The following is a 20190-nucleotide window of genomic DNA, read 5'->3' on the forward strand; positions in this document are numbered from 1 at the left end:
TCACCCGGCCAGGTTCTACTTGCCGGGCGGCTGGGTTTCAGACCGGAATCCGTCACATGGCATGCGTGGACGGCGCCGCCGCCGACAGCGGGCCGTCCGGGCGGTGAAAGACGGCCAGCGGCGGAGGAAGGCCGGTTCGTGGCGGGCGCCCATGCCCCGGCTGCGGGCTAACAAGGCATGGGGCGGCCCAAGACGAGCCGCCCCTCGGGACCTTCTACTGGCTACGAGCGGTTGACGTAAGCCACTGCCGTGAGCCCGAGAGTGGCGGACGCGACGAGCGCTACGCCGCCGGTGCCGATAGCTCCCAGCACTGACATGCCGATGGACGCCATGAAGATTCCCGCGGCAAGGCCAACGACAGAGGCCGCGAGGAAGACAATCAGAACTTGGTAGACCCGGTGATTGCACACCGGCGACGGCGGGGGTGTCCCCATGAGATGCCTCCGAGATACGGGTGCATCGATTGGTCGGACGTGAGGCAGCACCGAGCGGATCAGCACCAAACCGGCCATCGATGCGTGAGCACAGACGGTCTTGCCGGACTGCGATCAGCAGTCCGAACCGCCGATCCCCCAGACCGGCGACGTTTGATACGAAACTCGCTCTCCCGTCTGTGCTTGGCGGCTCTCGTGCCGCAAATCCCCGCACCGGCTCAGCCCCCCAGGCCAACCAGTACGCCTCGCGCTGCATAGTACTACCTTCGACGCGCAAGGGGGCTGCCCTTCACTGGAGTTGATGTCCATTGCTTGCCCCCGTTACTGACGTAGCTGCCCGCCTGAGCCGGCAGTAGACCATTTTGTCGCAGCCCGCGACCAGGCACTCCGGTGCGCTGAACTGCGGATGGTCGCGCGGGATGAACAGCAGCCTGACCTGAGGGTCTCAGCCCATGAGCTGCAGAAAATCCGGGCTGATCGCCTCGCGCAGGGAACCGGTAAGCTCGCCCGCCGCGGGCTCGGCGGAGACGACGGCGTGGATCATGGTCACCGGCCCTCGCTCCCGAACTGCAAGCGAGGCGAGGGAACCCGCTCGATGGCGTCCCGAAGCCAAGTGCGGCTCGGGTGGAGATACGGACTTGGCGAGTGGGGATTCTTCTGGCCGAGCAGGGCCTGGACCTCGTCCAGGCTGCCGCCGGCGTCCGCGACGTTGCTGGCCATCGCGTGGCGACACATCCGAGGCGTGATCATCCGGCCCAGACCGGCGGTGATGACGCTCTTTGAAATCGGCCACCCTCTGTTCAGGGGTGACCCCACACCTGCTCGCGATTCCCCAGTCTGGAGTGACATGACCTCCGTGGGGCAGGGGGCCGGTTTGTTCTTCGGCTGATGGTCAGGGCTGGTTCGCGATCTGTCGGCTGAGCTGTTCGAGGAAATCCTGCAAGCTGGACGCGGCGACCTCGAAGTCGTCAAACCAGGAGGCCGTGGTGGACTTCCAGACTCGTCCGCTGTCTCCGATCGCGAACAGATGGCCCCCGCCGTCGCTGGCGAAGACCAGTGCGATCGATTCGCCGTCGATCGAAGCGGGGCCGTACTCGCGGAAGTGTTCCGCCACCGTTGCTGGTGAGTGGATGAAGTACCCGTTGTCAACGTCGGGCAGGGAAGCCTCGCTGATCACCCAGTAGAGAGTGGTCAGGTCGGAGGGGATCGGCGTCAGGTCCACGAGCGCGTCCGTCGCCTGGTTGCTGTCGTCGGTTGCGAGCATCACGGCGTTGCGGCCGGGCGGGAAGCCGTGCGTGGGGAGGAAGGACTGCATCAGCCTCGTCAGCGCCGCGTCGGCCTGTTCCCGCCAGGACCGGACCGACTCCGCGTCAAGCCGCTCACCAGGCACGTTTCCCCCTCGAATACGCGTGGGACCCGCTGGCGCGAGCCCGGAAGAACATATCGGAGGGGTCAGCATGGAGTGCGATGGGAACCGCGTTTTCCCATCCGCGGCTCCTGAACCGGCCAAACCTGCTCAGGCGATCTCCCCACTCATCGTGTGATCTTGCCCGGCGTGTCGAACTGGGATCGGAGTGTCGTGGAGAGCCTGCGTGCGCAAGTCTCACACACTGCGTCGTCAGGGTTGGACGATCTCAGCGATTGCGCGGCATCTGGGACGTGACCGCAAGACGATCCGCGCCTATCTGAACGGCGACCAGGTCCCTGGCCAGCGACGTCAGAGCCCGGACGCGTTCGTGCCTTTCCTGCAGTACTGCCGGCAGCGGCTCGCCGATGATCCGCATCTGTGGGCCTCGACCCTGTTCGACGAGGTCAGGGACTTGGGCTATGAAGGCGGCTACTCGACCTTCACCCGTGCGCTTCGCCGCTACCAGGTCCGGCCGCACTGCGAGCCGTGTCACGCCGCGACGGGCCGGAACGTCGCGGTGATCGCGCATCCGCCGGGCGAGGAGATCCAGTTCGACTGGCTGGAGCTTCCGGACGCGCCCGAGTTGTGGGGAGTGGGCGAGCACGCTCACCTGCTGGTCGGGGCGCTCGCGCATTCGGGCCGGTGGCGGGCGGTGCTGGCGGAGTCCGAGGACTTCCCGCACCTGGTCCAGGCCCTCGATCAGGTGGTCCGCAAGCTGGGCGGGACCGCGAGGCGGTGGCGCTTCGACCGGATGGCCACGGTCTGTTACCCCTCCAGCGGGCAGGTCACCGCGTCTTTTGCCGCGGTCGCGAAGTACTACGGCGTCGGAGTCGACATTTGTCCGCCTCGTCGAGGCAACCGCAAGGGTGTCGTCGAGAAGGCTAACCATTCGGCAGCCCAACGCTGGTGGCGCACGGTTCCCGACGCGCTGACCGTCGTCCAGGCCCAATCCGGCATCGACAAGATCACCGTCCGCATGGATGAACGCCGCCGGTCGGTGGACGGGGTCAAGGTCACCGTCGGTGAACTCGCTGCCGCTGAAATGCTGCTCGACGTCCCGGTCCGGCCGTTCCCGGCCGAGCTGGAGGTTGAGCGGACCGTGAGCCCGCAGTGCCTCGTTTCCTTCGACGGGAATCTGTATTCCGTCCCGCCGGGATTCGCCGGCGCCCAGGTCAGGGTCATGCACCGGCTCGGTGAGAGCCACCTCGACATCGCCACTGCCGGGACAAGATCTACATAAGCTCCGTGAGTAAAGCTTTCGCAAGTCACCCCGTCAACCCCTGAACGGCCCGCCAAGACTGCGCTGACCTGCGGTTATGACACGATCGCTATAGCTGGCCCGCTTTTGCTCCCCACCGCTGAAGGCCGGGGAGGGCGGATTTCGGGCACAGGTTGGCCACATCAACGCGGGTGCGGTGCCCAGCACGCTGCGGTCCCGCTCCTGCAGGCCCGACACCATCGGCGATGCCGCTGACGGCGATAGCCCGGTGGTGACGTCGGAGTTGCACCAGGACGTCCTGGACTGCTGCACCCCTGCACCGGCGGGGAAGGACGGGGCGACAAGCCCGGGCCGTCTCATCCGGATCTTGCATGGTGATCGGCATGAATACGGAAACCTGCGACCCGGCCGAGCTGGCCGTCCTGCGCGAGATCCTCGCGTCCCGTGCCGGGGCGGCGCAGCCGGCCAGCTGGGAGGCGGTGCGATCCTTCGAGGCCGAGCACGTCATAGTGCTGCCGGAGCCGTACGCACGTGCGTGGCCGATGCCGGGGACGGCTTGCGGTCCGGGCATGGCCCGGGCTCGCGCCTATCAGCGGGTGCAGGCGGCGGTAGGCCAGATGAATGCGGGGCCGTGAAAGCGCAACGGCCTCCTCGTCCCCCCGGAGTGGCGGAGCCTCCCGTGCCGGCCGTCCACGCAAGGCGCGGGAGGCTCCGATCTTGTGGTGGGCGGTGCCGCGCGCACGGAGACTGACTGTGAGCGCCCCCTACTTGACCCGTCGCGCCATGAGAGCGGCTCCATATGCTTGGTCAGCGGCGAGGAGCAGACGAGGTCCAGCCACTGTCCGGTGGGATGTCCGTGCGTCTTCGATGGACGGGAGGGACTGGCAGAGGCCTTGGTTCGTGCAGTCTGCACGGTCGGGGCGCGTTCTCCCTGTCGTCGTACTCTTCGGGCCGGTCAGCGGCGGCGCGGGACGGTCAGGGTGTGGCGTCGGCCGTAGGCGACAGTGCCGAGGAGGGCGGCGGCGATCAGCGGGGTGGCCCAGTTGCCGCCGTTCAGGAAGGCCCAGGTGAACACCTCGGCGCCGAGCATCACGCCGACCAGGCCGAGGGCTGCGAGCGCCGCCAGGCGCGGGAGCAGCAGGCCGACGGCACCGGCCAGTTCCAGCATGCCGGTGAGGTACATGAGCCAGTCTCCCCAGCCGATCGCGTCGAAGGTGGCGGTGGCCGAGGAGTGCGCCACGAGCTTCGGGGCGGCGCTGGCGACGCCGTAGAACAGGGCCAGCAGGATCTGCAGACCCCACAGCGCGCGGTCGGCGCGGCGGGAGACAACGGGGGCGGTGGCGGCGGAGAGCGCGGTGGAGGTCATGGTCGGGTCCTTCGGAGTGGCGTCGGGCCGCGGTGCGCGGTCACCCATGTAGACGACCACCGTCTTGCGAACTCATCGGCTTTTGGCAGGCGTTCATTGTCCGCTCGAGGTGGAATCAACAGGACGGCCGGCTGGGGGCGCGGGAGACGTCCTCGAACGGTCCCTCGGCATGCGCCTTCAGCGCCTCCCGCTCACGGCCGTCCGCGGTGAGTGCTCCGGCGTGCGCGGACTGCGGAAGTTCGCGTCGGCACGCCCACAACACCCGTGACTACGCAGAGTGCGCAAACGTATCCGCAGGATAGTTAACGGGGGTCGGCATCAGCAGCCGAGAGCCGGGAAGGGCGCCCGCCCCGGCACGCGGCACAGGGCCGCTCCGCGCACCCGGGAGCACCGGCGGCCCACGGTGGTGCCGACACGACGGCACCCGAGCGGAAACACGGAAGAAGACACCGTCATGGCCACCTACCGGGAGTTCGTCAGGCTGGAGTGCGTCAAGCCGTCCGAGCCCTACGGCGACGAGCTGTACATGCTGCAGAACGGCACGAAGACGTCCTGACCGACAACGGCGGGCCCCATGGCCCGCCAACCCCGCATCGGCGGCGAGGGTGATGAATGCGGCTGGGGCCACCCCTGAGAGGGTGTGGCCCCAGCCGCATTCATGTGCTCTGCCGTCAGATCACCGGCGGAAGGCGTCCTTCGTCTTCTCCTTGGCCAGGCGCGCGTCACCGCGCTGCTGGTCCGCCCTGCCCTCTGCGGCCATGCGCTCGTTTCCGGCAGCCCGGCCGACAGCCTCCTTGGCCTTGCCCTTGGCCTGCTCGACATGCGCCTTCGACTTCTGCTCGCCCGACACGCGGACCTCCTCTGTCGTACCGAATAGGTCGTACAGTTCGCGTGCTCACACGTCCCCGTCTCAAACACCCCACCGCGGCAGAAGATCAAAGGCCGGGCAACCTCACAAAGCCACTCACTCTCTGGGATGGCCACTGAAGAAACTCGTGGTCCGGCTGGTTCTCTCCAGCGGCGGCTCAACCCGGGGCTTTCTCGGCGCGGAAGAGGAGTGCGAGGAAGGGGTGCCGGACCTCGCGGGCGCTGGTGGACCTCGGCTATGTGAGTGTCCCCGGGAAACTGCTGGAGAGCGACTACGAGGGCCTCAGCGCGCTGGAGCACTTCGCAGCGCGGCCCGGCTGGTGGGCGCGGTTCTTCGGCTTTGTATGATCCGCCCGCCTGGCGGGGTTTCGCGGCAAGGTCTGAACCTGTCGTTTCACGTTCGACTTCGAACAGGTGCGCCTCGAAGTGGCAGGCTGTGGTCGTGAAGCTCGCGAGGGACGACCAGTCAAGGACGCTGTCGACGTGCTGGCTCTACTGGATTGCCGTACCGACCGGGGACCAAGCGGGAGTCATTATGTCCCTTGGCCTCACCCGTCCCGTGGCCTGGATCATGAGGGTCTCCTGATGCAGTCGCGCTGGACGGGTGGGTGAGGGATGGGACTCACAGAAGGTGCCTGCAGGGGCGGTGTCGAGGGCGGCCGTCTCTCAGGCGCGGGGGTCGCCGGCCGGCTGCGGATCGCGGGCCGCAGGGTTGCGCCGTTGCCGTGCTTACGACGTTGCGCTCCGGGTGTCGATCACGGTCGGGATGCCGCGCTCGGCCCAGTGCAGGCGGTCCGCCAGGCCGGCGTCGGCGAAGGCAGCGGCGATGCCGTCACGTCCCTGGGTGAAGTGGTCCCAGGCGTCGTAGTGCACGGGTACCACCGTTCCGGCGCCCAGGGCGCGCGTCAGGCGCGCTCCTTGCTCGCCGTCCATGGTGATGTAGTCGTCGCCGAAGTACGGCACGAGGGCGGCTCCGAAGTGGAGGACGGCGGCGCCGACGGTGAAGCGCCGGGCGATCTCGTCGAGTTCGTCGTAGTAGACGGTGTCGCCGGAGACGTACAGGGCCTCGTCCTCGCCGGGAGTACGCAGCAGGAAGCCGATGACGTCGCCGGCGTGCCGTCCCAGGGCCGCGGTGACGAGCAGCGTCCCGCGTTCGCCGGTGAGTTCGTGCGTCTCCCAGGGGGCGAGCCCCACCGCTTGGCCGCCGAGCCGCTGGGCACCGCTGACAGTGGTGAGAACGGTCCGGCCGTCGAGCAGGGCCCGGCCGGCGGCGTCGAGGTTGTCGGGGTGTTCGTCGTGGCTGAGCAGGACCGCGTCCAGGGCCGGGAGGTCGGCGGCCTCGACGGCGGGGCCGGTGAGGCTGCGCAGGGTGACGGGTCCCGTGGGGTACTCCGTGGGCGCGTGGTCGAAGGCGGGATCGGTCAGCAGGGTCAGGCCGCCCGTTTCGAGGAGGACGGTCGCGGTGCCGATGTACGTGAGGGTCGTCTTCATGGCTCTCCCTGGATGGTGGGTACGGGCCGGCCGGCCCGGTCGGCCGGCAGGGGCTCGTTTCTGGTTGCTGCCGGGCGGGACAGCCGGGCGGAAGGGGCCTCGCCCGTGCAGACACGGCCGCATCGGGTGTGCCGTGACATCGGGCGGATGGCTGCCCGGCCGGGTAGGCGATGCGAAGAGTGCGGGCCGGTGCGCGGCCGTGTGCGACGCCGGCCTGGCCGGCCCGTCGGGCCGGCCAGGCCCTCGTTGCTGTCGCGGTCCTGGACCTACCGGTGTTTCGCCGTGTTCAGTACCCGTCGCAGCTGTTCCCAGTTGTTGATGACGTGCAGGCCGATGATGACGAGAGGTCCGGGATGGGTGGGCCCGAGATAGGCGCGGGCCCAGTCGGATATTCTTGCCCAGTTGTTCGCCATGGCGATCTGGTTCTCTCCCATGCCGTCCCGTCGCCAATTGCTGTCGCCGACGGCGGCGTGCATGTAGTAGTAGATGTCATCGAAGCGGGTGGCCTCGCTGATGAACTGGGTGAAGAACAGGTAGGACGAGGCGGTCGCTCGCCGTGCGTTGCCTTCCCAGGGGCGCTGGACGTAGGCGAGCTGGTAGAAGTAGTTCCACGCCGAATTGGCGGAGATGGGCAGCTCGGACCTGTCGCGGTCTGCGGCGCGATTGATACTTCCGTAGGTGCTGTCGAACGGCAGTGTGCCGCCACCAGCCGGGTCGTATACGAACCCGGTGTTCTGGTCGTTGCTCGGGTATGTCGGGAACTGTGCGAGCGTGTCACGCAGGTTGTACTCGGGGTCGGCTGCCATGAACGTGCCGTGGATGTTGGTGAAGCCCCTGAGGTAGAGGTTGTGGGGTTCGATCCACAGGCGCAGCCAGGTGTTGCCGCTGTAGAGACGCACGGACATCAGTGACACGCGCTCGTCCTGCGTTTCGAAGACGTCGTCCCGCAGGCGGTGGGCGGCGGCGTTGCGGATGCTGGCGATCAAGGCGTGATAGGACTCCGCATAGTCCGCATTGCCCCAGCTCTCGACCTCCATGTAGGTGAAGCTGATCCGATTGAACGGAGTGTCGGCGAAGGCCGGCTTTGCGCCGGGCAGGAGGAGTCCGCTCACTGCGGCCAGCAGGGCCAGCAGAATGGCCAATGGGCGGCGTACCGGTGTGAACAGAGTCTGTGTGCTCATGATGTCTTCTCCTTCTGACGTCCGGACTGCTTTCCTCTTGCGGAGTTCTCCTCGAGGCCACTGCGGGTGACAGCGCAGTCGTGAAGGCCGCGGGGAAGCGATGAGGGGCGGAGGCCGGCTCGCCGGGCCGGGCGTATTCACCTGCTCTGCCAGAGGTCCGGCCCGAAGACCTCGTAGTGGATGGCGCGGGCGTGCAGTCCGGCGTTGAGGAGGCCGGTGCGTAAGGCGCGCATGAAGGGCAGGGGGCCGCACAGGTAGGCGTCCGTCCGGGGTGTCAGCGGGAGGCGGTCGAGACTCACGGTGCCTTCGGACGCGTCCGGCCCGGTGAGCGTCCTGGCACCGCGCTCGTACCACAGGTGCAGGGACGCGTTCGTCAGCCGGCTCACGAGTTCGGCCTGTTCCTCGCGGTGGATGTGGTGGGCGGGGCTCCGGTCGGCGTGCAGGACGTGGATCCGGCGGGTGGAGGCGGAGAGCGCGAGGTGATGGAGCATGGAGAGCATGGGGGTGACGCCGATTCCGGCGGAGGCCAGCAGGAGTGGGGTGTCCGCGTCGTGGAGGGCGAGGTCCCCGGAGGGAAGGGAGACCTCCAGGGTGTCGCCGGCGTGTGCGTGGGCGTGGAGCCAGGAGGACACCTCTCCGTCGGGAGCGCCGGGGCCGGCCGGCTTCTCGCGCTTGACGGTGATGCGCCAGGTCTTGCTCCCGGGTGCGCAGCAGAGGCTGTACTGGCGTATCTGGCGGGCGCCGTCCGGGAGTTCGACCCGGACGCCGACGTACTGTCCGGGCAGGAAGCGCCGGGCCGTCTCATGGTCGGGCTCACGCAGGGTCAGGGAGACGACGTCGGCGGTCTCCTCGCGGCGTTCGGCTATCTCCATCCTCCGCCACACGTCGCCGCCGGCGACGGCCGCCTGGGCGTACAGGCGTGCCTCCGCGGCGATCAGAGCGTTGGCCATCAGCCAGTAGACCTCGTCCCAGGCGGTGGCGACCTGCGGGGTGACGGCTTCGCCGAGGACCTCCGCCACGGCACCGAGGAGGTGTCTGCCGACGATGGTGTACTGATCGGGGGTGATGCCCAGCGAGACGTGTTTGTGGGCGATGCGCGCCAGGACGGCGTCAGGGCGTTCCTCGGGGTGCTCCACCAGGAGCCGTGCGAACGCGGCGATGGCGCCGGCCAGCGCCTCACGCTGCGAGCCGTTGGCCTGGTTCGCCCGGTTGAACAAGTCGCTCAGCAGAGCGGGGTGTTCGTCGAACAACCGCTGGTAGAAGCGTTCGGCGATCGCGGGCAGTGACGCCTCCACGGTGGGAAGGGTGGCGCGCACGACCGGGCTGGACTGTGCGGAAAGCATCACATGCTCCTCGGGAGTGGGCATCGTCGATTCGATCCGGGCGGCGCAGGAGTCATCGGGACGTGAGGAAGGCGGCGAATGTACGCGGCGGAGGCTTCCGGGTGCTGCTGGTGGGGTCCGTGGCCAGCGCGCGGGCAGGTGGTCAGCCGCAGGGTGGGGAGCTGCTGGTCGAGGGCGTACCAGTTCTCCACCGGGAACATGACGTCGTGGTCGCCGGCGGTGTGGAGGATCGGCGTGCCGCGGAAGCGGTTGCACAGGACGATCGGGTGTCCGGTCCCGATGCTGCGGTAGGCCAGGGTGCGGCCCTGGCTCGTGATGAAGCGGTTGGGTGCCGTGACGGCGTTCAAGGGGTCCTTCCTCGGTGTGCTCGACCGAAGGGGTCGCGCGGGCCGAGGTTCTGATGGCGTCGCAGCGTTGGGGACAGCCGGCCGCCGCGGCCCTCGTGTCCCCGCCGGTTTGCTGAGAGCTGGCCGGCGGGGTCGGCAGTCGGTGCCGCGGCTCCGCCGCGACGGACACCGGTCACCGGCTGTGCAGGGGTGCTGGGACGCGAGGAGCCGCGAGAGGGTGCCGGGGGCGCGACTCCCCTTCTCCGGTTGTGCCGTGACCCGTAGTGACGACCGGGGGCCGGTCGGCGGGGCCACCGCGAGGGCTGGTGCCCGGCTCGGGTCACCGTTCCTCAGGCGTTCGTTCCGGCCCTGAGCTTCCAGAGCTGCTTTTCCAGGACGCCGGTGATGCCGAGCAGAAGGTCCTGCGTGACCGGGTCGGTGATGCCCGTGGTTTCGGTGCTCTCACGCATGCGGCTGATGACGGCCGACAGGGCGGACATCAGCGTGGTGACGGCTTCGGTGTCCTTGATCCGGCCCGGGGCGAAGGAGGGCAGGCTGCTGCTGGAGGCGATGGCCGCCGCCTGGCCGTCCGGGCTCGCCCCGATGGTGGCGGCGCGTTCGGCGACCTCGTCGGCCTGTGCGCGGACGATGGTCACGACCTCGTCGAACTGGAGGTGGAGCGAGCGGAACCGCGGACCGTAGAGGTTCCAGTGTGCATGCTTGGCGAGCAGGGACAGGTCGAGCAGGTCCACCAGGGCGCCCTGGAGTATGCCGGCGGTGGCGCTGCGGTCGGGGGCGGCGACAGGAGTCCTCAGAGGAGACATGGTTCTCCTTCCTTCCTCTCGTGCGGTGTTCGTCGTCCCTGCCGTGCCGGGCCGTGGGACGGTGTGGTGTACAGGCAGTGGTGTCGTGTGCGGGCCGGCCAGGTCACCAGGTGGCCGGGCCGTAGGGGCGGGTCCAGAGGGCGACCTGCAGGGTCACCGCCTTGAACCAGGCCTGGTGCATGGCTTCGATCTCCTCCTGGCTGTGCCCCTGGGCCGCCAGGAAGGGGCGGATCGTGGCGGTGATGGGGTGGATGAAGGCGATGAGGTAGCGCAGGGGGATGTGGGAGACCGACCTGACGCCGTCCGTCCGGTTCTTCCTGGCCGGGGTGTGGCGCAGCCCGATCTCCTCCTGGTAGGCCAGCCAGGTCTCGTCGTAGGCGCGGGTGCAGGTGTCCTCGATCCACTTCCCGAACCGGGGTCGCACGGCGGCCAGATAGCCGGCGATCGGTTCGCCTTCGGGCGTGGAGAAGTAGGCGACGAGGTGGGGGTGCGAGCCGACGAACCCGTACCAGACGTCCAGGATCTGCTCGACCTGGTCCCGCAGGATTTCCCAGGCCCGGCGCAGTGCGCGCTCGTCCGCTTCGGAGAAGAGCAGCGTCGTTCTGAGGTGGTCGAGTTCCTCCTGGGTGACGGGGGATGCGGGCAGGTCGGCGTCGTCGAAGCGGTAGCCGGCGACGGCGGATGCGGACATCGGATCTCCGTGGGGTGTGAGGGGTCCTGCTTTCGGCACAGAGCAGCGCTTCGGCAGCAGCCCTGGAGGCACGTCCCGCAGGGGACGGGCGCGGCAACGGGCAGCAGCTCGGTGGTGAGCGTGGGGCCGGACGGGGCTGATCGTCACCCGGGAGGCCGGGCAGTTCCGGTCCAGGACGCAGGCGCGCCGTCATCGCGGCGGGACGCTGCATCGCGTCCCCTGTGCGTCGGCTGCGCCCGCGCCGCCCGGATCTGGCCGGCGAGGCCGGCGTGACCCGTGACCGGGCCTGTCAGCCGCCGCTGGTCTGCGCGTGCACTGCGGTCGTCAGCGCACCGCGCCGGCTGTGCAAGCCGGATGAGGCCGGCTTCTCAGGCTTCCGTATGGCGCAGTGCCCAGTCGAGGGCGTAGTCGGCGACTTCCTGCCAGCCCGGCTCCGCGCAGGTCCAGTGGGACCGTTCGGGGAACTCGTGGTAGTCGGTGACGGTCCCCGGGGCCTTGTAATGGCGGTGGTTGGACTTGTTGACGGCGGGCGGCATGATGTGGTCGCGCCCGCCCGCGAGGAAGAGCAGCGGGGCCCGGTCGGCGTTGTGGAAGTCGACCCAGGTCTCCCGCCTGCCGGGGGTGAGGTTGGCGATCAGGCCGTAGGTCCACACCCAGCTGCCCGGCGCCGCGATGGCGTACCGGTCGTAGGCGGCCCGCGCCTCGTCCCGCGGCAGTGTGTTGGTGAAGGCGTAGTGGAACTGCTCCGGGGTGAAGCCCGCCGCCCGGTGCCGTTTGGCGGGGTTGTTGAAGATGGGGAAGAGGGAGCGCAGCTGCGAGGGCGGGTTGACCCGGATGCCCTGCGGCGGTGCCGAGTCGATGACCACCCCGGCCGCGCCGTGGCCCCGGTCGAGCAGCAGTTGTGTGAGCACCCCGCCGAAGGAGTGGCCGATGAGGATCGGCTTCTCCGGTAGTGCGGTGATCACCTTCTCCAGGTGGGCGAGGGTTTCGGGCACCGTGAGCGACGCGATGGGCGAGGGGTCGGCCCGCAGCGCCTCCACCTCGGCCTCGAAGCCGGGATACGCGGGCGCGAGCACCGTGTGCCCCTGGGCCTCGTAGTACGGGATCCACCGCTCCCAGCTGCGGGGCGTCACCCACAGTCCGTGGATCAGCACGATGGTGCTCATCTTCCGTACCCTTCCAGGAAGGCGAGCAGGTCCTCGCCGAGCGTCTGCTTGTGGGTGTCGGTCAGGCCGTGCGGAGCGCCGGGGTAGACGAGCAGTTCGGCGTCCTCGACCAGCGCGGCCGATGCCCTGCCGCCGACCTCGAACGGCACGACCTGGTCGGCGTCGCCGTGGATGACCAGCGTGGGCACGTCGAAGCGGGCCAGGTCGGCGCGGAAGTCGGTGGCGGAGAACGCGGCGATCGACTCGTGGGCGTTGCGGTGTCCGGCGGCCATCGACTGCAGCCAGAAGGCGTCACGCACGCCCTGCGGGACGGGCCGGGCGGGGTGGTTGAAGAACGGGCCGTCGGCGAGGTCCCGGTAGAGCTGTGAGCGGTCGGCGCGCGAGCCCGCGCGCAGGCCGTCGAACACCTCCGGCGGCACACCGCCGGGGTTGTCGTCCCGGCGTGTCATCAGGGGCGGCACCGCGGCCACGAGGACGGCCTGCGCCACGCGGGCGGTGCCGTGCCTGCCGATGTAGCGGGTGATCTCCCCGCCGCCGGTGGAGAACCCGACCAGGGTCACCTCCCGCAGGTCCAGATGGTCCAGGAGCGCGGCGAGGTCGTCGGCGTAGGTTTCCATGTCGTTGCCGTGCCAGGTCTGCGTGGACCTGCCGTGGCCGCGCCGGTCGTGGGCGACGGCACGGTAGCCGTGCTCGGCCAGGAAGAGCTGCTGCGCCTCCCAGCTGTCGGAGTTCAGCGGCCAGCCGTGGCTGAGGACGACGGGCCGGCCCGTGCCCCAGTCCTTGTAGAAGATCCGGGTGCCGTCGGAGGTGGTGACGTGGCTCATCGTGATGCCTTTGCTATGAGGGCGGCGGTGATGCGCGGTTCGGAGAGCATCACCGCGTGCGAGGCATCGGTCTCGACGGTGTGCGCGCCGGCCCGGTCCGCCATGAAGCGCTGCGCGGCGGCCGGGATGAGGTTGTCCCCGCGGGCGACGAGGAAGTGGGAGGGGACCGTCTTCCAGGCCGGTTCGCCGGACGCCTCGGAGAGGGTCGCGGTGTCGCCGGGCCGCTGGGTCGCCCACAGCAGGTCGGCCTCCGACCGGGGCAGGTCGCCGGCGAACACCTCACGGAAGGCGGACCGCTTGACGTAGCCCTCCACGCCGTGCGGGTGTGCGCGGAAGTCCAGTGCGGCCTCGGTGAGCCCGGTGCCGGGGAACATGGACTGCAGGGCGGGCACGGTCTCCCCCGCGTCGGGGGCGAACGCGGCCACGTAGACCAGGGCCCGCACGTTTTCGTTGCCACGGGCGGCGTTGGTGATCAGGACGCCGCCGTAGGAATGCCCGGCCAGGACCAGAGGGCCCGGCAGGGTGGCGAGGAACGCGGCGAGGTAGGCGGAGTCGGCGCGCACGCCGCGCAGCGGGTTGGGCGGGGCGACGACGGTGTGTCCGGCGCGGGTCAGGTGCTCGATGACGCGGGACCAGCCGCTCGCGTCGGCGAACGCGCCGTGCACCAGCACGATCGTCGGCCTGGGGCGCGCGTGGCGGCCGGCCGCGGCCGCGGGGCCGCCGACGGCGGCGGTCGCGGCAGCGACGCCCGCGCCGGCGAGGACCGCTCTGCGGGAAACAGGGGGAGGCATGGGGAGACGGGCCCCTCTCTCGGGGTCTGTGACTGCTCGGGCTCTGGCGGGACGGCCTCTGCGGCCGTACGACGAGGAAAGCAGCAGCAGGTCGGCCGGACCATGCAGAACGGCATGCAGAACTGCCGTGTGCCGAGGCGGCATCCTGGCCGTCAGCCCTCCAGTGACGCCAGGATCTCGGCGGCCTCGTCGGACAGGACGCGGGTGGACATCGGTACCTGGTCCGTCAGCGGGAGCACCTGGATCAGCTCGGCCCGGGCCGACGGGTGATCGCCCAGCCTGGCCAGCGCGAGTCCCCTGACGAAGTGGAGACGGCAGACCAGCGCGGGAACCGACCCCGTCACTGCCAGCGCCGCCGCCTCCTCCGCCCGCTGCAATGCCTCCTCGAACCGTCCCAGGAGGGCCATCACGTGTGCGGTGTACACAAGGATCTGGGCCGTCGCCTGGCTTCCCTGGTACGCCGAAACCGGCCGTACGGCCAGTTCCCGCAGCGCCTGTTCGTAGGATGCCAGCGCCTCCTCGTACTGGCCGAGGGCGTCCTGTACACGGCCCACGCGCATCAACAGGTGGACGTACCCGTCGTGGTCACCGGCGAGGTCGGCCGGGCACAGGGCCTGCCCGAGGAGTTCCAGCGCTTCCTGGTGACGCCCGTCGAGGTACACGGAGTCCGCGGCGTACTGCAGCGCCCACGCCTCCTCCTTGCGGTCTCCGTCCGCCGCGGCGATGTCCCGGGCGGCGAGCGCGGCCGCCAGGCCCTCGTCGTAGCGGTGGGCGCAGGCACTGGCCGCCCACGAGAAGTAGTTGAGATGGGTCGCCTCCAGCCGGCGGTCGCCCAGCGCGGCGGCGGACGCCCGGGACAGTCCGTACACCTCGTACCAGCCGCGCCAGGCGATCGCCGTGTCGGAGAACCAGTGCAGTGCCTCGCCTGTCTCCACGACCAGCCGGTGCTCGCCCGCCCCGGCGGCGATCCGCAGGGCCCCCAGCCAGTTCTCCGTCTCCGACCGCAGCCAGTGCGCGGCCTCCTCGGCGGTGGCGAGCGGCACCGGACCGGCCCAGGAAGCGGGCGGAGCACCGTAGCCGGGCTCGAACCAGCGGCCCGCCGTGACCGTGATCTCCAGCATTCGCCGCGCCATGCCGAGCCGGACGGCCGCCCGCTCGCCCTCCGGTTCCTCGCCCCGCAGCCGCTCACCGGCGAACAGCCGCAGCAGGTCGTGGAGCTGATAGCGGTCGGCACCGAGGGGCTGGAGCAGCCCGAGCTCCACCAGGTCGTCCAGCACATCCACGACGTCCGCCAGGTCGTCGCCAGTCACCAGGACAGCAAGAGGAGCGGTGAAGTCCGGCCCCGGCAGGTGCGCCAGCCGCCGAAACACCCGCCGCGCCGCGGCGGAAAGCTGCGCGTGGGACAGGGCGAACGCAGCCCCCACACTCACATCGCCGGTGCGCAGTGCGGCCAGCCGCCGGTCCTCGTCCTCGAGCCGCTCCAGCAGATGCTGCACCGACCAGCCGGACCTCGTGGACAGACGGATGCCGGCGATGCGCAGCGCCAGCGGCAGGTGCCCGCACAGCCGGGACACCTCGGCGACGTCCCCCGCCGCCGTAGGATCCGCCGCCTGGTCGGCGACCGCCCGCAGCAGAGCCGCCGACTTCTCCGGCGTCAGCGGGGCGAGCGCCAGCCGCCGGACGCCCTCCAGCCCGCTGAGCACCCGCCGGCAGGTCACCAGCACCGGCCCGGCTCCCGCACCCGGCAGCAGCGGACGCACCTGCGCCTCATCGGCGGCGTTGTCCAGCACCAGCAGGCAGCGCCGCTCCCGCAGCACCGCCCGCAGCTGCGCGCACCGCTCCTCGTCCGAGGCGGCAACCGCCCGCGACGGTACGTCCAGCGCCCTCAGCAGGCGTACGGCGAGGTCGCCCGGGGAGGGCGGTGCGGGGTCGACGCCGCGCAGGTCGACGTAGAGGCAGCCACCGGGACAGTCCCCTCTGAGGGCATCGGCGGCTCGTAGCGCGAGGCTGGTCTTTCCGACTCCCGCCTGCCCGTGGATGAGGACGACCGGGACCGGGCCGCCACGGTCTCCACCGGCCGCGGCACGGAGGACCATCGCCAGTTCGTCCGCCCGGCCGATGAAGTCGGCGACGGAGCGCGGCGGTTCACACAGCCCGGGGCGGGCGGCGGTCCCGCTGCGACGCAGCGCGCGGACGTCCTCCTCCAGCTGCAGCCGCTCCTGATCGCTCACGTTCAGCGCGGCGGTGAGCGCGGCGAGCGTGCGGGGCTGCGGCGTGCGGCTGTGTCCGCGCTCCATGTCGCTGATGGCCCGGCAGCTCACCCCGGACGCCTCGGCCAGCTCCTCCAGGGTGAGACCGGCTGCCCGTCGCAGCTCGCGCAGCCGCATCCCCAGTTTCATGATCTCCCTTCCCCCTGTGGGGGCGGGCAGACTGCCCGCAGGTGGAACGATGTGCGCCGTGGTGCGCCGTCAGGGGTGTCAGCGGGTCGCCGGGAGCCGGCACAAGCAGTGGAGCCGCCGGACCAGGGGCGCTCCGCCGGGACCGGCGGCGGAGCGCAGCGGCCGGAAGCAAGCCGTACACCGGGTGATCGTCCTGTCCGGAACGCACTCAACGGAACGTCATCTCCGAGCCTCCCGCGGGGTGCAGAACCATCCGTGTCGAAACCAGCACATCGCCGCCGTCAGGGTGGTGGCCGCCGATGTGCTGCGCTGCCGGGCTCTCCCCCGCTGCCGTCCGCCGGACCCGGGCAGCACGGCAGACGGACGAGAGCGGCGGACACCGTGACTCTAGGCACCTGCATCCGCCGCTGTGCTGGCTGTCACCGCACTGCTTCTGGCTCTCGGCGCACAATCGCCGCTCGCCGGCGGGAGACCGGCCGAGCACACCGTCCGGCTCCGGCTTCGCCGCTGTCATCCTTCGTTGGCACAACGCCGCAGAACCGCGCCACCAGCCGACCTGTCGCACCGTGGCCGCAGCGAAGGTGAACGGCCGTCGCGTCCGGGGGATGTGCCCATGGTGACCGTGCTCCTCACGGCGGGCATAGCGCACGGCGTCACCTCGGCCCTGCCGGCTCGGCGGCCGGCAGGCGCTCGACGGGCGTCCGCCGGCGTCCTTCCCGGGCCGAGAACGGTCAACCGGTGTTCGGCGTCGCGAGGGAGGACGCCTCGCCGCAGGCGGCGCAGTAGTGGGTGGCGGCGGTGCCGGCCGCGGTGGCGCGGTCCACGGCGGCCCGCGCCTTGCGTGCGTCCCGGTTCCCGCTCCGGACGACGGCGATCGTGCCGGCGAAGACGAGCACCGCGACGACGGCCCCGACCGCCGTGAGCCAGGGCCAGCCCCGGTCGTCGGCGTAGTACGTGCCTGCGGCCCCGGCCATGGCCGCGATGACGGTCCCCTCGGCGAAGTGCATGCATCCGCTGCCTGCGGTCGCCTCGGCGGCCGCGACAATGTCTTCCGCTCCGCACCGGGGACACGCCTCCGGCCCGTTCGCCGGCCCGCTGCCCGATTCGTCGATCACGGCCCCATCATGGCTCTCCCCGGCGTGTCCACGCCAATCGGCCGATGCGCCCGTGGCATGTCACGGCGTGGTCTCAGGGGCGCGGGGAACGCGCCCCTCCGCAGGACTTCGCCCGAGCCCGAGCCCGCTGGACCGCTGGGCCGCTGTGGTGGCGGCCTCCGTCACCGGGCGGACGGCTCCCGGACCTCCAGTTCCCCGTGCCAGAGGATCCGGCCCGCCGACCTGCCCACCATGACGCGGTAGGTCCCGGGCTCGGTGCGCCAGGTCCCGGCCTCCTCGGACCAGTGCCGCAGGGCGCGGGCGGGGACGTCCACCACGGCCGTCGTCGCCTCGCCGGCCTCCGCGTGGACCGCGGCGTAGCCGGCGAACCAGAGGGCCGGCCGCTCCACGGCGGAGTCGGGGCGTGCCAGGTACACCTGGACCACCTCGCGGCCGGCCCGCGCGCCGGTGTTGCGCAGCTGGACGCCCACGGTGAACGCACTGCCCCGCGTCACCTGCGGCGGGACGCGCACCGCTCCGTACTCCCAGGTCGTGTAGCCCTCGCCGTGTCCGAACCAGTAGGCGGGTTCGCGCTCGGCGCGCGCCCACGCGCGGTAGCCGATGTGCAGTCCCTCCTCGTAGTCGAGGCGGCCCCCGGCCGGCTGCGAGCGGGTCACGGGTGCGTCGGCGAGACGGGCCGCCCAGGTGGTCGGAAGCCGGCCGCCGGGCTCGGCGAGCCCGAAGAGCACGTCGGCCAGGCCCGACCCGGCCTCCTGTCCGGGGAACCAGGTGAGCAGGACCGCGCCGGCCTCGTCGCGCCAGGGAAGCTCCACCGGGCCGCCGCTGTTGACCACGGCGACCGTGCGCGGGTTGGCGGCCGCGACGGCGTGGACGAGCGCGTCCTGGTGGCCGCCGAGGCGCAGGTCGGCGCGGTCGCGTCCTTCGGTCTCGGTGTGTTCGGTGGTGCCGACCACGACGATCACCGCGTCGGCGCTGCGTGCCGCTTCGACCGCCTCGGCGAGCGCGGCCGCCGCTTCGCGCTGCGGAGGTGCCGCGGCGACGATCACCGCCCGTCCGGTGTCGGGCACCAGTTCGCGCCGGGCCACCAGGCGGATGGGCCGGTGGGTGCGGATCGTCGCCCGTGCCGTGTGCAGGGGCGGAGTCACGTGGACGACGGCGGGATCGTCGGTGGTGCAGGGGAACTCGCCGTCCAGAACCGTCAGGTCGTCGATCGAGAGCGACATGCGGCCGAAGCCGGCGACACCGAAGGTCCACTCCCCCGTCGTGTCGGCCCTGATCAGGGCGCTGATCTCCACGGTGCGGGCACCGGGGACGACCGGCGGCTCCAGTTGCCTGCCGGAGAGGCGGTGCTCGGCGAGCAGTTCCTGTCCGGCAGCGTCCAGGAGCCGCAGCAGCACCCCGGGCTGACCGGACCGGGGGTTGCTGCAGCGGTCCGGATCGAGCGGGGCCGGGGGCACGCCCAGGGAGGGGCCGGGTACGTGGACGACGCGGGCGTGTCCCCGCAGGCGGGCGCGGATGCCGGTGAGCGGGGTGACCGTGCCGGAGTCGAAGACGCCCGCGCTGCCGCCACCCTGCACCCGCGGTGTCGCGGCGTGGACGCCGATGACCGCGACGGTCGACAGGGCGGCCCGGTCGAGCGGCAGCACCCCGCGGTTGCTCAGGAGCACGGATCCGGCGGCGACGGTCCGGCGCAGCAGCTCGCGGGTGTCGCGGGACGGGGACGCCGGTGTGCGCCGGGGCCGGCGCGGGCCGAGGGCGTGGAGGCGGGCGGCGAGTCTCAGCAGGCGCCGCACCTTGTCGTCGACGGCTTCGGCGGGGACGAGGCCGTCCTGCACCGCCCGGACCAGCTCCGCTTCCCACGGGCCCTGCGGTCCGGGCATCGCCAGGTCGAGCGCGGCGAGCGCGGGGGCGGTGGCGGAACGCAGCGCGCCCCAGTCCGACACGACGACGCCGTCGAAGCCCCAGTCGCTCTTGAGGGGTTCGGCGAGGAGGGCGCTGGCGGTCATGGTCGTGCCGTTCACGCTGTTGTATCCGGCCATGACCAGCCACACGCCCGCGTCGACGGCCGCCTCGAACGGCGCCAGGTACACCTCTCTGAGGACCCGTTCGGAGACGCGGACGTCCACGTGCATGCGCTCGGACTCGGAGTCGTTGGCGACGTAGTGCTTGGCCGTGGCCGCCGTACCGGCTTCCTGGATGCCGCGGATCAGCGCCGCCCCGGTGCGGCCCGTCAGCTCGGGGTCCTCCGAGAAGCACTCGAAGTGCCGTCCGCCCAGCGGAGTGCGGTGCAGGTTGAGCGTGGGGGCGAGGACGATGTCGACACCCTTGCGGGCCGCTTCCGATGCGAGCAGGCCGCCCAGCCGTGCGGTCAGCTCCTCGTCCCACAGCGCGCCGATCGCGGACGCCGAGGGCAGCAGCACGGAGGTGCGCCGCTCGTCCCACGCCTCTCCCCGCACGCCGGCCGGACCGTCGGACATGACCATCTGGCGCAGCTCGACGGCCGGTTCGCCGGCGGTCCGCCAGGTGGTGGCACCGCTCAGCAGCCGTACCTTCTGGGTCAGATCGAGCTTGTCGAGCATCAGATCGATCACGTCGTCGGTCATCCCCACCCCAGTCGTGTCAGCCGCCCGATTGAGCGGGAGAGCGCTCTCCAAACTCTCGCCCCCGTGAAGGTCCACGTCAAGCCCCCGTCGATCGGCCGTCATCGGCGCACAGCACAGGGCCCGGTCACCTCGTGTCCGGGGG

17 protein-coding genes are annotated in these 20190 nt (G+C 70.9%); 2 read left to right on the forward strand and 15 right to left on the reverse strand.

Annotated elements, in window-relative coordinates; translation table 11 throughout:
- Positions 1–1326 precede the first annotated feature (1326 nt).
- Positions 1327–1824, reverse strand: a complete 498-nt coding sequence (locus tag IAG43_RS32655; RefSeq protein WP_187744810.1) for an SMI1/KNR4 family protein — start codon at positions 1822–1824, stop codon at positions 1327–1329.
- A 202-nt stretch (positions 1825–2026) separates the two neighbouring features.
- Here IAG43_RS32655 and IAG43_RS32660 point away from each other — a divergent pair, with 202 nt between their 5' ends.
- A complete protein-coding gene (locus IAG43_RS32660; protein WP_246574821.1) occupies positions 2027–3082 on the forward strand; it encodes a Mu transposase domain-containing protein in 1056 nt (351 codons plus the stop codon).
- A 350-nt stretch (positions 3083–3432) separates the two neighbouring features.
- Positions 3433–3696, forward strand: coding sequence for a hypothetical protein (locus IAG43_RS32665; RefSeq protein ID WP_246574822.1), 264 nt, complete (start codon positions 3433–3435; stop codon positions 3694–3696).
- A 320-nt stretch (positions 3697–4016) separates the two neighbouring features.
- Here the strand turns inward: IAG43_RS32665 and IAG43_RS32670 are convergent, their stop codons facing one another.
- The 14 genes from IAG43_RS32670 to IAG43_RS32735 form a co-directional block, all read right to left on the reverse strand.
- A complete protein-coding gene (locus IAG43_RS32670; RefSeq protein WP_187744811.1) occupies positions 4017–4427 on the reverse strand; it encodes a DoxX family protein in 411 nt (136 codons plus the stop codon).
- A 676-nt stretch (positions 4428–5103) separates the two neighbouring features.
- Positions 5104–5277 (reverse strand): CsbD family protein, encoded by a 174-nt coding sequence (locus IAG43_RS32675; protein WP_187744812.1) that lies wholly within the window; start codon positions 5275–5277, stop codon positions 5104–5106.
- A gap of 746 nt (positions 5278–6023) precedes the next feature.
- Positions 6024–6785, reverse strand: coding sequence for an MBL fold metallo-hydrolase (locus IAG43_RS32680; protein ID WP_187744813.1), 762 nt, complete (start codon positions 6783–6785; stop codon positions 6024–6026).
- A 266-nt stretch (positions 6786–7051) separates the two neighbouring features.
- The gene (locus IAG43_RS32685; protein ID WP_187744814.1) at positions 7052–7966 is read right to left on the reverse strand and encodes a ribosome-inactivating family protein; all 915 of its coding nucleotides are present in this window, start codon (positions 7964–7966) and stop codon (positions 7052–7054) included.
- A gap of 137 nt (positions 7967–8103) precedes the next feature.
- Positions 8104–9309: a globin domain-containing protein gene (locus IAG43_RS32690; protein ID WP_187744815.1), complete on the reverse strand. Its 1206-nt coding sequence runs from the start codon at positions 9307–9309 to the stop codon at positions 8104–8106.
- A complete protein-coding gene (locus tag IAG43_RS34800; protein WP_246574823.1) occupies positions 9309–9656 on the reverse strand; it encodes an alpha/beta fold hydrolase in 348 nt (115 codons plus the stop codon). Before IAG43_RS34800 ends, IAG43_RS32690 begins: the two co-directional genes overlap by 1 nt.
- 329 nt (positions 9657–9985) lie before the next feature.
- Complete coding sequence (locus tag IAG43_RS32700) at positions 9986–10459, reverse strand: Dps family protein (RefSeq protein WP_187744816.1); 474 nt, start codon at positions 10457–10459, stop codon at positions 9986–9988.
- A gap of 103 nt (positions 10460–10562) precedes the next feature.
- The gene (locus tag IAG43_RS32705; RefSeq protein ID WP_187744817.1) at positions 10563–11150 is read right to left on the reverse strand and encodes a protoglobin domain-containing protein; all 588 of its coding nucleotides are present in this window, start codon (positions 11148–11150) and stop codon (positions 10563–10565) included.
- 368 nt (positions 11151–11518) lie between these two features.
- Positions 11519–12316, reverse strand: a complete 798-nt coding sequence (locus IAG43_RS32710; RefSeq protein WP_187744818.1) for an alpha/beta hydrolase — start codon at positions 12314–12316, stop codon at positions 11519–11521.
- Positions 12313–13140, reverse strand: coding sequence for an alpha/beta fold hydrolase (locus IAG43_RS32715; RefSeq protein ID WP_187744819.1), 828 nt, complete (start codon positions 13138–13140; stop codon positions 12313–12315). Before IAG43_RS32715 ends, IAG43_RS32710 begins: the two co-directional genes overlap by 4 nt.
- A complete protein-coding gene (locus IAG43_RS32720; RefSeq protein ID WP_187744820.1) occupies positions 13137–13931 on the reverse strand; it encodes an alpha/beta fold hydrolase in 795 nt (264 codons plus the stop codon). The genes IAG43_RS32715 and IAG43_RS32720 overlap by 4 nt, the downstream gene beginning before the upstream one ends.
- A gap of 152 nt (positions 13932–14083) precedes the next feature.
- The gene (locus IAG43_RS32725; RefSeq protein WP_187744821.1) at positions 14084–16330 is read right to left on the reverse strand and encodes an ATP-binding protein; all 2247 of its coding nucleotides are present in this window, start codon (positions 16328–16330) and stop codon (positions 14084–14086) included.
- 731 nt (positions 16331–17061) lie between these two features.
- Positions 17062–17337 carry a hypothetical protein gene (locus IAG43_RS32730; RefSeq protein WP_187744822.1) on the reverse strand — a complete coding sequence of 92 codons (276 nt, stop codon included), beginning with the start codon at positions 17335–17337 and terminating at the stop codon, positions 17062–17064.
- Positions 17338–17606: 269 nt separating this feature from the next.
- Complete coding sequence (locus tag IAG43_RS32735; RefSeq protein ID WP_187744823.1) at positions 17607–20048, reverse strand: glycoside hydrolase family 3 C-terminal domain-containing protein; 2442 nt, start codon at positions 20046–20048, stop codon at positions 17607–17609.
- Positions 20049–20190: the final 142 nt, after the last annotated feature.

It is taken from the genome of Streptomyces genisteinicus (assembly GCF_014489615.1).
GTDB lineage: Bacteria > Actinomycetota > Actinomycetes > Streptomycetales > Streptomycetaceae > Streptomyces > Streptomyces genisteinicus.